Annotated in this window: 10 protein-coding genes and 1 riboswitch; all 10 genes read left to right on the top strand. The window is 56.3% G+C overall.

Annotation, left to right across the window (positions count from 1 at the left end):
* Position 1 precedes the first annotated feature (1 nt).
* On the top strand, positions 2-3,328 hold the full coding sequence (locus F1379_RS10370; RefSeq protein ID WP_239004621.1) for a DUF5107 domain-containing protein: 3,327 nt from the start codon (positions 2-4) through the stop codon (positions 3,326-3,328).
* Positions 3,329-3,547: 219 nt separating this feature from the next.
* Positions 3,548-6,586, top strand: a complete 3,039-nt coding sequence (locus F1379_RS10365) for a glycoside hydrolase family 3 protein (RefSeq protein WP_239004630.1) — start codon at positions 3,548-3,550, stop codon at positions 6,584-6,586.
* A 211-nt stretch (positions 6,587-6,797) separates the two neighbouring features.
* Positions 6,798-8,219 (top strand): ABC transporter substrate-binding protein, encoded by a 1,422-nt coding sequence (locus F1379_RS10360; protein ID WP_150269149.1) that lies wholly within the window; start codon positions 6,798-6,800, stop codon positions 8,217-8,219.
* 59 nt (positions 8,220-8,278) lie between these two features.
* On the top strand, positions 8,279-9,259 hold the full coding sequence (locus F1379_RS10355) for a carbohydrate ABC transporter permease (protein WP_150269147.1): 981 nt from the start codon (positions 8,279-8,281) through the stop codon (positions 9,257-9,259).
* Between the two features lie 4 nt (positions 9,260-9,263).
* Positions 9,264-10,118, top strand: a complete 855-nt coding sequence (locus F1379_RS10350; RefSeq protein WP_150269145.1) for a carbohydrate ABC transporter permease — start codon at positions 9,264-9,266, stop codon at positions 10,116-10,118.
* Between the two features lie 39 nt (positions 10,119-10,157).
* Complete coding sequence (locus tag F1379_RS10345; RefSeq protein ID WP_150269143.1) at positions 10,158-11,123, top strand: glycoside hydrolase family 43 protein; 966 nt, start codon at positions 10,158-10,160, stop codon at positions 11,121-11,123.
* A gap of 83 nt (positions 11,124-11,206) precedes the next feature.
* Positions 11,207-11,308, top strand: a riboswitch (TPP riboswitch).
* Positions 11,309-11,444: 136 nt separating this feature from the next.
* Entirely contained in the window at positions 11,445-12,089 is a 645-nt protein-coding gene (locus F1379_RS10340; RefSeq protein ID WP_150269141.1) for a thiamine phosphate synthase, read from the top strand.
* 5 nt (positions 12,090-12,094) lie between these two features.
* Entirely contained in the window at positions 12,095-12,298 is a 204-nt protein-coding gene (gene thiS, locus F1379_RS10335) for a sulfur carrier protein ThiS (RefSeq protein WP_239004620.1), read from the top strand.
* Between the two features lie 8 nt (positions 12,299-12,306).
* Positions 12,307-13,332 carry a ThiF family adenylyltransferase gene (locus F1379_RS10330; RefSeq protein WP_150269136.1) on the top strand — a complete coding sequence of 342 codons (1,026 nt, stop codon included), beginning with the start codon at positions 12,307-12,309 and terminating at the stop codon, positions 13,330-13,332.
* Between the two features lie 38 nt (positions 13,333-13,370).
* A complete protein-coding gene (locus F1379_RS10325) occupies positions 13,371-14,141 on the top strand; it encodes a thiazole synthase (RefSeq protein WP_150269134.1) in 771 nt (256 codons plus the stop codon).
* The last annotated feature ends 6 nt before the right edge of the window (positions 14,142-14,147 follow it).

Here is a 14,147-nt window from a genome sequence, read left to right as displayed (position 1 = left end):
GTTGACCGAACGCATTTCCACAACAAAAGTATGGGAAGAAACCGTTCAGATTCCAACCTACGGTGTCGGTGAACCCAATAAAAACCCGATGTTCCTGGAGAAACGGGTCTATCAGGGAAGTTCCGGCAGGGTGTACCCGCATCCCGTTATTGAATCCATCGAAGATGAGAAGAAGCCGGCCCCGTATCAGGTCGTTGTCTTGGAGAATGAATATTTGCGGGTTGAAATTATGCCTGAACTGGGCGGACGCATTTACCGGGCCGTAGACCGCACCAATCATTATGATTTTGTCTATTACAATCAGGTGATTAAGCCGGCGCTGGTCGGCCTTGCCGGACCGTGGATATCGGGCGGTATCGAATTCAACTGGCCGCAGCATCACCGCCCCAATACGTACGGACCGGTTGAATACCGGCTGGAAGAGAAAGAGGACGGCAGCGCAACGGTATGGGTCAGCGAAATTGACCGAATGTACGGGACAAAGGTGACTGCCGGCTTTACGCTGCACCCGGACAAGGCATACATTGAAATCTCCGCACAATTATATAACCGCACCCCGGAGCCGCAGACCTTCCTGTGGTGGGCCAATCCCGCCGTTGCTGTAAATGATCACACCCAGTCGGTGTTTCCTCCGGATGTAACCGCCGTGTTTGACCATGGTAAACGTGATGTATCGCGATTCCCGATCGCCACTGGCACCTATTACAAGATGAATTATTCTTCCGGTGTTGATATCTCGCGTTACAAGAATATCCCGGTACCGACTTCCTATATGGCTTACAAATCCGACTATAATTTCGTGGGCGGATACGATCATTCTGTACAGGCCGGACTCCTGCATGTTGCAAACCATCATATTTCGCCAGGGAAGAAGCAGTGGACCTGGGGGAATGGCGAGTTTGGCCAGGCGTGGGACCGCAACTTAACCGATGAGGATGGCCCGTACATCGAGCTTATGACCGGAGTATTCACCGATAACCAGCCGGACTTCACGTGGCTGCAGCCCTATGAAGAGAAGACCTTTACCCAATATTTCATGCCGTACAAGAATATCGGGGTGGTCAAAAATGCTACCACTGAAGCAGCGGTTAATCTCGAAGTGGACGAAGACCAGGGCGTTGCAGGAGTATTTGTATACGCCACTGCGCGGTATGAGGATGCCGTAGTGGAGCTTGCCGGACCACAGGGGCTTCTGCTGTCCAAGCGTATTACACTCACACCGGCGGATACGTACGCTGCAGAAGTTAATCTTGCTGCAGGCGTGAAGGACCACGAACTCACTCTCTCGGTAAAAGATGCTGCGGGCAATCTGTTGGTATCGTATACACCGCAGCCAAAGGATATTGAACAAGTGCCGGATGCCGCCAAGCCGCTGCCCGCACCGCAGGAGCTTGCTACCAATGAAGAATTGTATTTAGCCGGGCTTCATCTGGAGCAGTACCGCCATGCCACTTTTGAACCGGAGCCGTACTATCTGGAAGGACTCAAACGTGATGAGAACGACAGCCGGATAAATATTGCGTACGGAACCTTGCTGCTGCGCAGGGGATTATTCGCCGAAAGTGAACCGTATTTCCGCAAAGCGGTCAAGCGGGTGACTTGGCGTAACCCCAATCCGTATGACGGAGAAGCGTATTACCAGCTGGGACTTAGCCTGAAGCTCCAGGGGCGTCTGGATGAAGCTTTTACTGCTTTCTATAAAGCCGTCTGGAGTGCGGCATGGCAGGACGGCGGTTATTTCTCGCTGGCGCAGATTGCTGCCGAGAAGGGAAATCACGCAGAGGCGCTGGACCTTGCCGAACGTTCCCTGATCCGCAATGCCCGGAACTATAAATCCAGAAATATCAAAACCGCTATGCTGCGTAAGCTAGGCAAATGGAGCGAAGCTGAAGCTTTTGCTGAAGAAACACTCAAGCTCGATGTCGCTGATTTCGGAGCCCATTATGAGCTGGCACTGATCCGGGAAGTGCAGGGGAGACATGAAGCGTTCACTGCAGCACTCAACGAGTTTAAGGAACTGCTGCGCGGGGAGCCGAAAAATTATCTTGAACTGGCCTCGGATTATGCAAATGCCGGCCTGTATGAAGAGGCTGTTCAAGTGCTGCTCCTGGTGCAGAACGCCCAGGACCCTATGGTAAATTACACACTGGCTTATTTGTACGGAAAATCAGGCCAGCAGGCGTACGTGGCTAGTTATATTTCTGCAGGAGAAAAGGCTAAAGCAGATTACTGCTTCCCGAACACTCTGTTTGAGCTTCAAGTCCTTGAATATGTAATCGCTGTTCAGCCTGAGAACGCCAAAGCCTGCTACTACCTCGGAAATCTGCTTTACGACAAGAAGCGTCATCAGGAGGCGATCAGCTATTGGGAGCAGTCCCGTTCCTTCGACGACAGCTATTCGGTGGTACACAGAAATCTGGCCCTGGCCTATTACAACAAGCAAGGGAATGCCGAAGCGGCGCGGGCTTCACTGGAACAGGCACTGGCCTGTGATCCCGGTGATGCGCGGGTGTTATTCGAGCTGGATCAGCTGTACAAAAAAATCGGATTGCCGGCGGATGAACGTCTGGAGTTCTTGGAGAGCCGTACCGGACTCGTAGGTGCCCGTGACGATTTGTATCTGGAGTATGTTACACTGCACAACCTTCTTGGCAGACATAAGGAAGCCATCCAACTGCTGGCTTCACGGAATTTCCATCCGTGGGAGGGCGGCGAGGGTAAAGCAACAGGTCAATACGTACTGGCGCATGTGGAATTAGCCAAACAGGTTATTCAGGAAGGCGCCTTTGCACAGGCTGTGGACCTGCTGCAAACAGCCCTTGTCTATCCCCTGAATCTGGGCGAAGGGAAGCTGGCCGGTGCACAGGAGAATAACATCTATTACTATCTGGGCTGCGCCTATGAGGGACTGGGGCAGCAGGAACAAGCAGAGGCATCGTTCCGTGCAGCTTCGAACGGTCTTGAGGAACCGACCAGTGCGATGTATTACAATGACCAGCCGCCGGAAATGATCTTCTATCAAGGCCTTGCCTGGCTGAAGCTACAGGACACGCATGAGGCTAAACGGCGTTTTAACAAACTGGTGGATTACGCGGAAAAGCATCTGTTTGACGATGTAAAGATTGACTACTTCGCGGTATCGCTGCCGGACTTCCTTGTATTTGATGAGGATTTGAACAAAAGAAATGAGATTCATTGCCGGTTTATGCGGGGTCTTGGATTGCTGGGTCTAGGCAGAAAAGGGATGGCAGAGGCTGAATTTAAAGAAGCGCTGCGGTTAGACTGCAATCATATCGGAGCAAAGCTGCATTTGCAGCTGAGCAAGTAGCAGGTTATCCGGGACGTTCGCTCCCGGATTTTTTTTATAGTCGTATGCCAATCGTCCGATGCCGCTGAAATAGCGTCGCCTCAGTCCGTACGAAAGGTATATTGCAACACGGCTGACAGAAGAACTTCGTTCTTCCATATTTTGTCCTGCACAGGCTGCGGAAGGTGTACAATAGAAAGCGCAACCAATCTCTGTACAGAGAGGACTGACTATGTGACGATGAAACGAACGGAAACCGATTTCCGGACGCTGCCGATGTGGAATGCTTCGCTCCCCCTGGAGCAGCGGCTGGATGATCTCTTGGACCGTCTTACGCTTGAGGATAAAATCGGGCTGATGCCCACCCGCCAGGAGGCGGTCCCGCGGCTGGGCATTGCCGAGTATTGGGTCGGCGGGGAAGCCGCCCACGGCTTTGTGGCCCAGGATGGTCCGGCCACGGTATTCCCGCAGACCATCGGCCTATCCTCCACCTGGAACCCGGAGCTGCTGAAGGAGATCGGGAATGTAATCGGCGATGAAGCCCGGAGCTACTACCGGCAGCGGGGCGGGCTCAGCGGTCTGACCGTCTGGGCGCCGACAGTGGATATGGAGCGGGACCCGCGCTGGGGACGCACGGAGGAGGCCTACGGAGAGGACCCGCATTTGACGGGGGTTCTGGCGACCTCACTGATCCAGGGGATGCATGGGGAGCATCCTTTTTATATTAAACTGGCGCCTGCTCTTAAGCATTTCTACGCCAACAACAATGAGCAGGGGCGGCTGAGCAGCTCTTCTTCGGTCGATCCGCGCAACCGGCGGGAATATTATTTGAAAGCATTCGAGCGTGCAGTCACCGAGGGGCGTGTGCATTCCCTGATGACCGCGTTCAATTCCATTAACGGCACCCCGGCAATCGGCCACCCGGATGTGAAAGGCGTACTGAAGGAGGAATGGCGGATGGACGGCTTCATTGTCAGCGACGGCGGCGATATGTCGATGACGGTGAGTGAGCATGGCTATTGCCGGACCTATGCGGAGGCGGTTGCTTTTGCCATAAAGGGCGGCATCGACTGCGTAACCGACGATTCCGCGCTGGTCAAGAAATCGATCCGGGAGGCCCTGGAGCGGGGCCTGCTGACTGAAGCCGAACTGGACTGTGCCATCCGCAATGTGTTCCGTATCCGTATCCGTCTCGGACAGTTCGACCCGGACGAGCTGAATCCGTATGCGCAGATTGCGGAGACGGTCCTCCATCATCCAGCCCATCGGGAGACTGCTTTGAAGGCGGCACGGGAAGCCATTGTGCTACTGAGGAATGAAGACGAGATCCTTCCGCTCCGGCCGGAGACCATCCGCCGGGCTGCGGTGATCGGGCCGCTTGCCGACACGGTCTACCGTGACTGGTACACGGGGCACCCGCCGTATACAGTCAGCCCGCTGCAGGGAATCGTCGCGGCGCTGCCGGACGCCAGGGTCGACTTCCGGGACGGGGACGACCGGGTGTATCTCCGCTCCGTCCACAGCGGCCGATATGTCGGCACGAAGGGCTGGGAGAACGGTCTGCTGGTGGCGGACCGTGAGCATCCGTCTGCGGGTGAACGGTTCCGCCGCACGGACTGGGGCTGGGGAGTGAACACGCTCCGCTCCCATGCCAACGGCAGCTATGTCACCGCCGATGACCAAGGCGGGCGGCTTGCCGCCGAGGCCAAGGACATATGGGGCTGGTTCGTGAAGGAGAGGCTGGAGCTCGTGCCGGGCGGCGACGGGACGACCGGGATCCGGACGTGGAACGGCCGCAACGTGTCCGTAAAAGAAGCGTCGCCGGATCATGAGCTGGTTCTTGGCGCCTGGAAAGCTGCGGGTGCTGACAGCGCTGATGCCACTTACGGTGCCGACGCCATGGATGGACCGGCTGCGGCTGATTCGGACGGAGACGGCAGCGGGAAGCCCGTGTCCGGCAGAGACGGCAGCGGCGAACCCCGCCCGGTCTACCCGTTTACTGTGGAGACTGCAAGCTCCGGCATCGAGGAAGCTGTGGAGATCGCCAAGGCAGCGGATGTAGCGCTGGTCTTCGCGGGGAATCATCCGCTGCTGAACGGCAAGGAAGATTTCGACCGGCCCGGATTGAGCCTGCCGGATTACCAGGAACGGCTGATCCGCGCCGTTCACGAAGCGAATCCGAACACAGTACTGATCATCGTCGGAAGCTACCCGTATGCTTTGGGCGAACTGGCGGAGCTGCTGCCCGCCATCCTGTACACCGCCCACGGCTCCCAGGAGCTGGGAACCGCTGTGGCGGATGTGCTGCTGGGCCGCTACAACCCGGCGGGCCGGTTGAGTATGACCTGGTACCGCTCCGAAGAACAGCTTCCGGATATTATGGACTACGATATTATTAAGGGCAAACGGACTTATCAATATTTCGACGGCAGCCCGCTGTATCCGTTCGGATACGGATTATCCTACACTTCATTCCGCTACTCCGGTCTGACCATCTCCGGGGAACAGCCTGTGGAGGATGACAGCTTCACTGCGGAGCTCAGCATTGAGAATACCGGCACCATGGCCGGTGACGAGGTCGTTCAGCTGTACATACGAACGGAAGGATCGCGCGTCGTCCGTCCGCAGAAGCAGCTGATCGGCTTCCGCCGGATTCATCTGCAGCCCGGGGAATGCCTCAGGATCGAATTTACGGTTCCGGTCTCTGAATTGGCGTACTGGGATGTAACCCGCGACCGGTACTGTGTGGAAGCCTGTCGGTATTCGCTGCTCGCAGGAGTATCCTCGGAGGACATCAAGCTTATGACAGAGCTGTCTGTGCGGGGAGAAACCGTTCCGCCGCGCGACCTGTGCAGGTGGACCGCTGCCGAGAACTACGATGACTATGAGGGACTGTATCTGGATGAATGTAAAGAGAGGGGGAGCCTGGGGGATATAGAGCCGGTAAACGGCGTATGCATCCGCCCGGCCGGAGCGTCCGCTACTGCCTGGTCCGGTTACTTCGATACAGCATTTCCGCCGCTGGCCTCCGTCTTCGAAGCGCATGTCTTATCCGAAGGCACCGGCGCAATCCGCGTACGGCTGAATGCTCACGATGGTCCTGTTGCCGGAGAATTGACGGTTAAAGACGCCGCAGGCGCCGGAAGCGGGACAGGGAGCGGGAGCGGCTGGCATACAGTCTCGTGCCCGGTCCAACAGCTCTCCGGCGCCGCCCGGATCTTCCTGGAACTGGAGGGCGATATCAGGCTAAGCCGGTTTCGGTTCGAAACGGGGACTTAAAGAGAGCTTGTAGCTTAACCTTATACATGCAGTTGAAGCCGACCGGAGTGCTCCGGTCGGCTTCTGTACTTTCTTTGGGCTGCCGGGACAACACCCAATAAAAGTGGAATTTTCCCCAATAGCTGTAGCCTTATGCCTGCAAACCGCAGGGACTATAATGTGTATGCGGTTACAAAAAACCGAGGCAGCAACTAAAAAGGGGAGGCAAAGTATGAAAAGTATGAAACGTACGATGGTTGGAATTTCCACGGCACTGGTTCTAACAACGGCGCTCGCAGCTTGCGGGGGGAATTCAAACTCTAACTCCAATTCCAATGCATCCGGCGGAAATGCCAGTCAGGCTCCAGCGGCAAACGCTTCCGAAGCTCCGGCTAAAGGCAGCGGTGAAAAGGTTACCATTAATCTTTGGAGCTTCACCGACGAAATTCCGAATATGACGAAAAAATATCTTGAAACTCATCCGGACGCGAACGTGGAGTTCAAAACCACGGTAATTGCGACGACCGACGGCGCTTATCAGCCTGCACTTGACCAGGCCCTGGCGGCCGGCGGCAAGGACGCACCTGATGTTTATGCCGCCGAAGCGGCGTTCGTGCTCAAATATACGCAAGGCGACGCATCCAGCTATGCCGCTAATTATGCGGACCTGGGTCTTGATGACCAACTGGTGAAGGATGCGGGCATCGCCCAATACTCGGTGGATATCGGCAGCAGCACGGACGGCCAGTTGAAGGGCCTCGGCTATCAGGCGACCGGCGGTGCCTTTATCTATCGCCGCTCTATTGCGAAGGAGGTATTTGGCACGGATGATCCGGCTGCCATCAAGGCAGAGGTCGGTCCGGGCTGGGATAAATTCTTCTCGGCGGCCGAGAAGCTGAAAGCCAAGGGCTACGGTATTGTTTCCGGCGACGGCGATATCTGGCACGCAATTGAGAACAGCTCCGATACGGGTTGGATTGTCGACGGCAAGCTGCACATCGATCCGAAGCGTGAAGAGTTCCTGGATCTCTCCAAAAAGCTGAAAGACAACGGCTATCATAACGATACGACCGACTGGACGGAAGCCTGGTACGCGGATATGTCCGGCACCGGCGCACAGCCAATCTTCGGCTTCTTCGGTCCCGCTTGGCTCATCAACTACACGATGAATGGTCAAGTGAAGGACACCAACGGCGACTGGGCCGTTACCGAACCGACCACTGGCTTCTTCTGGGGCGGCACCTGGCTGCTGGCTAACAAAGATGTTACGAAGGATGATGCCAAGAAACAGGCGGTTGCCGATTTCGTGAAGTGGGTAACGCTTGATACATCCGAAACTGGTCTGCAGTATTACTGGGCCAATGGCACAATGAAGGAAGGCGAGCAGGGCACGAAGGACAGCGTTGCCTCCTCCGTTGTTATGGCGAAGTCCAACGGCGAAGTTCCATTGCTCGGCGGTCAAAATATGTTTGACGTATTCGTTCCCGCCAACGCCAATGCTTCGGGTAAGAACCTGACCCAGTATGACGAAACGATCAACAAGCTCTGGCGCGATCAGGTCCGTGAATACACTGCCGGCAACAAGGACCGCGACAATGCGATCAAGACGTTCAAGCAGCAGGTCAAAGACCAGTTGGGTATCGATAGCGAATAAGAAGGGCCGGAAGGGGCGGGGGAATCCCGCCCTTTCATATCAATAAAAGAGGTGAGAGCATGCGCCGCAAGGGTGTCAGCTATTCGAAGTACGGTTATATTTTTACCCTGCCATTTGTCCTGGCATTTCTGATCTTCTCGCTTTATCCGATTGTGTACACCGCGGTGATCGGCTTTACTGACATGAAAGGATTGATCCCGAAGCCGATTCACATCATGGACAATCCTTTTCAAAACTTCAAGGATTTGCTCTTTGACAATCCTACCTTCATCAAGTCTCTGACCAACACGGGACTGCTGTGGGTCCTCAATTTCGTTCCGCAAATGCTCCTGGCGCTGCTGCTTACGGCCTGGTTCACGAACAAGAGAATGAACATTAAGGGGCAGGGGGCTTTCAAGGTCCTGCTGTATATGCCCAATATTATTACTGCCAGTACGATTGCCATCCTCTTCAACAGCTTGTTTGCCTATCCGATGGGTCCTATCAACAGTTTGTTCGAGATGCTGGGGTGGTCCGACGCTCCGATCTTTTTCCTGCAGGATAAGACGACTGCACGCGGTATCGTGGCCTTCATCCAGTTCTGGATGTGGTACGGAAATACGATGATCGTCCTGATTGCCGGGGTCATGGGCATTAATCCGGCACTGTTCGAATCTGCGGCAATCGACGGTGCGAACGGGGTGCAGACCTTCTTCCGCATCACGCTGCCGAGCCTGCGGACAATCCTGCTGTTCACTCTGATTACTTCGATGGTCGGCGGTTTGACGATGTTCGATATTCCGCAGCTGTTCCTGGCCGGCGGACCGGATGATTCAACGATGACCACGTCCATGTTTATTTACGGGCAAGCCTTCAAGGGCAGCTATATGTATAACCGCGCTGCGGCAGCGAGCATGATAATGTTCCTGATCACGGCGGTACTGTCGTCGCTGCTGTTCTTCCTGATGCGAGACCGCGACGCAGCAAGGCTCAAGAAAGCGGAGAAAATGAAGCGCAGAGCCGCTCGGTCCGCTCAAGCAACAACCGCAAGGGAGGTGTAATCATATGGAGAAAATTAAAAGCACCGGAAACGTAAACCGGAAACTCACCAAGACGATTGTCTATATCGTCTGCATTCTGCTGGCGCTGCTCAGCATTCTGCCGTTCTGGATCATGTTCGTCAATGCCACACGCTCCACACCTGAGATTCAAAGCGGCCTGTCGCTGTTGCCTTCCAGCCATATGATGAGCAATCTGCGGGTGCTGCTGGACAAGAGCTTCGATCCGCTTCAGGGCTTCATGAATTCATTCATTATCTCCAGTGCGGCAACGCTTTGTACGGTTTATTTCTCGTCCCTGACGGCCTATGGCATTGTGGCTTACGACTGGAAGCTGCGGGGACCGTTCTTCACCTTCATCCTGTGCGTCATGATGATTCCGGCCCAGGCGAGCGCCATCGGCTTCTATCAGTTCATGTATAAGCTGCACTGGACGAACAGCTTCCTGCCGCTGATCCTGCCGGCCATAGCGGCGCCGGCGGTCGTCTTCTTCATGCGCCAGTATCTGCTCGCGACGCTCTCGCTGGAGATTGTGGAGGCGGCGCGCGTGGACGGATCGGGCGAGTTCAAGACGTTCAACCGGATTATTCTGCCGCTGATGATGCCGGCGGTGGCGACACAGGCGATCTTTGCTTTTGTCGCTAACTGGAACAACCTGTTCATGCCGCTGATTCTCTTGACCCAGAAGGAAAAATATACGATGCCGATCATGGTCAGCCTGCTGCGCGGCGACATTTACAAGACGGAGTTCGGCTCCATTTATATGGGCCTTGCACTGACGGCATTGCCGCTGTTCGTGGTGTATTTCCTGCTGTCCCGTTACATTATCGCAGGCGTGGCGCTGGGTGGCGTCAAGGAATAGTTCATTTTAATACCACTACCCAAGGAGGAGAAGCCTGTTATGGCAGAGCAACATAAGCCGTTAGTAACCCATCTCTATACAGCCGACCCCTCCGCTCATGTCTTTGAGGGCAAGCTGTATATTTACCCGTCCCATGACATCGACCACGACGGTCCAACGAACGACAACGGCGATCAATATGCGATGGAAGATTATCATGTATTGTCCATGGACAGTCCGGATTCACCGTGTGTGGACCATGGGCTGGCGCTGCACCTGAAGGATGTGCCGTGGGCCTCGCAGCAAATGTGGGCCCCCGACGCCACATACCGGAAAGGCACTTATTATCTCTTCTTCCCGGCCCGGGATAAGGAAGGAATCTTCCGCATCGGAGTGGCGACGTCGGAGTCTCCGGCAGGCCCTTTTGCGGCCCAGGAGCAATATATTGAAGGCAGCTTCAGCATCGACCCGGCGGTGTTCATTGACGAGGATGAGCGGGCCTATATGTATTTCGGCGGACTATGGGGCGGACAATTGGAAAAATGGCAGACCGGAGAGTTCCGGCCGGATGCGCCGGAGAAAGGTCCGGAAGAACCGGCCTACGGGGCACGGGTGGCCGAGCTTAGCGAAGACCTGCTGTCCTTCCGGTCGGCGCCGCAGGAGATCGTTATCACCGATGAAGCAGGAACCCCTATTCTTGCCGGGGATGAGGACCGGAGATACTTTGAAGGTCCATGGATGCACAAGTATAACGGAAAATACTACTTGTCGTACTCCACGGGCACGACCCATAAAATTGTCTATGCCACCAGCGACAAGCCGTGCGGACCGTTTGTCTTCCAGGGAACCATCCTGAACCCGGTGCTTGGCTGGACAACGCATCATTCCATCGTGGAATTCGGCGGCAAATGGTATCTGTTCTACCACGATGCGTCCCTGTCGGGCGGTGTGGATCACAAACGGTCAGTGAAATTCGCCGAGCTGTCCTATGACGAAGACGGCAGAATCATTCCGGTAGTGATATAACCGGCTCGCGCAACACTGGCTTGCAACAAGAAATGATTGTGGTTTCATGGGTAATCGTGTATATTCATTGGTAATTGCATACTGTTCGACACTAGGGGGGCCGCAAGGCTGAGACGAATGTACTATTCGGACCCTTTGAACCTGATCTGGTTAATGCCTGCGTAGGGAAGTGGCGAGTTAAGAGTGAACGTAATGAATATTTGCCTGCTTTGGCTTATTTCTTATTTATGGTTGCTTTTCTTAGCCGCCCTCCTTCTGGAGGGCGGCTTGTTGCATTCTTTCGGCATTCAGAAGTATAGATGACTATTTGGGGGATTGCTTATGTTGGGATTTGCGGGCGGAGGTACGGCACCCGAGCTTCACTTCATTTCCGGCGGCGGACTTCCGGTTCCGGCGCTGCTGAAGGTCGCAGCAGCGGTGCTGCCCTATGTGGATTATATTCATCTGCGGGACAAGCAGCTGCCCGCGGGTGCGCAATATGAGACGGTAATGGAGCTGCACCGGGCGGGTATTCCCCTTGCCTCGATCATGGTCAATGACCGGCTGGACGTGGCGCTGGCGGCCGGGGCGGGAGGCGTCCAGCTGGCGGGGCACAGCCTTCCGGCTTCCGCCGCGCGCCGGGCAGCCCCCAGCCTGCGAATAGGGTGTTCCGTGCATTCTCCCGCCGAGGCTGCCTTGGCAGCGGAAGCGGGGGCGGACTACTGCCTGTTCGGCCATGTATTTGCCACTTCCAGCAAAGCCGGTCTGCCCGGCCGGGGGCTTGGAATGCTGAGAGAGACGGTACACAGCTGTCCTGTGCCGGTGATTGCCATCGGCGGGATACGGCCGGACAATGCCGGGGATATCATCCGCAGCGGCGCGCAAGGCATTGCGGTGCTGTCGGGGATAAGCGGCTCGCCGGACCCGGCGGAGCAGGCGCAAGCCTACCGGCGTGCGATTAATGAAGCCTGGCAGGAGAGGAGGTGAAGCTTGTGGAGGTGTATGTAAACGGCAAGGACACGGTGCTGGATGCCGGATGTGAGACTGTCGGCGATCTGCTGTCTGTAAGTCCCTGGAGCGGTAAACGGGTACTTGTTGAATTGAACGGTACGGCTGTCAGGAAGGAGGAATATGGACTTACCCGGCTGTCTCCGGGCGACCGGATTGAGCTGGTACATTTTGTTGGAGGAGGCTGACCGCCCTGATGCCGGAGACCAAAGACCGATACAGCAGACAGGAGCGTTTCTATGGAATCGGAAGTGAAGGCCAGAAGAAGCTGGGCCTTGCGAGAGTACTGATTCTGGGAGCCGGAGCGCTGGGGTCCGCCCTTGCCGAGACGATGGTCCGCGCCGGTGTGGGCCATGTCACCCTGATCGACCGGGATGTGGTGGAGTGGAGCAATCTGCAGCGCCAGAATCTGTACAGCGAGCAGGATGCGGAAGACCAGATGCCCAAAGCGGCGGCGGCTGCCCGCAGACTGCGCAGCATTAACTCATCAGTGGTGGTGGAAGGCATTGTCGCCGATGTTACCGTCGATGAGATTGGCGAATACACCGCAGGCGTCGATCTGATTCTTGACGGCTCGGACAATTTCGAGACGCGGATGATTCTGAACGATATCGCGGTGAAACGGGGAATTCCCTGGATTTACGGCGCCTGTGCCGGGAGCCGGGGAATGTCCTTGACCGTGGTTCCGGGAACAAGCGCCTGTCTGCATTGCCTGCTGGAGGAGCTTTATGCAGAGGGAGACTCCTGCGATACCGCAGGCATTATCCAGCCTGCGGTACAGATGACCGCCGCCTATCAGACGGCGGAGGCGCTCAAATGGCTGGCGGGCAGCCGGGATTCGCTGCGGGGGGCCATGGTTTCATTTGATCTGTGGGAGAACCGGCAGGTATCGGTAGACACCGCCCGGCTGAAGCGTGCGGATTGTCCGACCTGCGGGGAACAGCCCAGCTTCCCCTTTCTGTCGGCGGCCAATCATTCCAGAACGGCCGTACTGTGCGGAAGGGATACCGTGCAGATCCGCCCGCCCAAGCCCCGGAAGCTGGATTTGACGGAATGGGGACAGCGCCTGGCTGCTTACGGTCAGGTCAACCATAACCCCTATATGCTGTCTTTTACGGTAGAGAAGTACCGGATGGCGCTTTTCCCGGATGGGCGTGTACTGGTTCACGGTACGGCTGATCCCGGGGAAGCCCGTTCCTTGTATCACCGCTATTTCGGCTGAAGGCTTAAGGCAAATTTAGAATAGAGAGGGTGGCCATATTGAACGATGTATTCCATCTCGGCGGCAAGGCGCTGTCCAGCCGGCTGTTTATCGGTACCGGCAAATACAGCCGTAACACGCTGATTCCCGAGGTCATTGCCAGATCGGGAGCGGAGGTAATTACCGTAGCGTTAAGAAGGGTGAATCCCGATTGGGAGGAGGAGAATCTGCTGCACCACATTCCCGGGAGCATGACCCTGCTGCCGAATACCTCCGGTGCCCGCACGGCGGAGGAGGCGATCCGGATCGCCCGGCTGGCCAGAGCGGCAGATATGGGGAATTGGGTCAAAATCGAAGTCATCAATGACCAGCGGTACCTCCTGCCCGATAACCTGGAGACACTCCGGGCAACGGAGGTGCTGGCTGCCGAAGGCTTTGTGGTGCTTCCCTATATGAGCCCGGATCTTGCGGCTGCCATCCGGCTGCGCGACGCAGGTGCGGCGGCGGTCATGCCGCTTGGCTCTCCCATCGGAAGCAACCGGGGCCTGCGCACCAAGGAGCTGATCGGGATGATGATCGAGGAGACCGGAATGCCTGTCATCGTGGATGCCGGCATCGGCAGGCCCTCGGAGGCGGCGGAAGCGATGGAAATGGGGGCAGCGGCGGTGCTGCTGAACACGGCCATTGCCACTGCGCGTGATCCGCTTGGCATGGCGGAAGCGTTCCGCGCGGCGGTAGCGGCGGGAAGACTGGCCTATCTGTCGGGTCTGGGTCCGGTGCAGCAGGAAGCTGCGGCATCTTCGCCGTTAACCGGCTTTCTGCATGAATAAGGGGGG

It is taken from the genome of Paenibacillus tepidiphilus (assembly GCF_008635795.1).
Taxonomy (GTDB): Bacteria; Bacillota; Bacilli; order Paenibacillales; family Paenibacillaceae; genus Paenibacillus_AQ; species Paenibacillus_AQ tepidiphilus.
The sequence above is the reverse complement of the archived record's forward strand: the minus strand, read 5'-3'. Positions and strand labels throughout refer to the sequence as shown.

Excerpts from the sequence above, each read along its gene's own strand:
- F1379_RS10365 (WP_239004630.1), top strand. The coding sequence starts at position 3,548 with ATGAAACGAACGGAAACCGATTTCCGGACGCTGCCGATGTGGAATGCT.
- F1379_RS10360 (WP_150269149.1), top strand. The coding sequence starts at position 6,798 with ATGAAAAGTATGAAACGTACGATGGTTGGAATTTCCACGGCACTGGTT.
- F1379_RS10355 (WP_150269147.1), top strand. The coding sequence starts at position 8,279 with ATGCGCCGCAAGGGTGTCAGCTATTCGAAGTACGGTTATATTTTTACC.
- F1379_RS10350 (WP_150269145.1), top strand. The coding sequence starts at position 9,264 with ATGGAGAAAATTAAAAGCACCGGAAACGTAAACCGGAAACTCACCAAG.
- F1379_RS10345 (WP_150269143.1), top strand. The coding sequence starts at position 10,158 with ATGGCAGAGCAACATAAGCCGTTAGTAACCCATCTCTATACAGCCGAC.
- F1379_RS10340 (WP_150269141.1), top strand. The coding sequence starts at position 11,445 with ATGTTGGGATTTGCGGGCGGAGGTACGGCACCCGAGCTTCACTTCATT.
- F1379_RS10330 (WP_150269136.1), top strand. The coding sequence starts at position 12,307 with ATGCCGGAGACCAAAGACCGATACAGCAGACAGGAGCGTTTCTATGGA.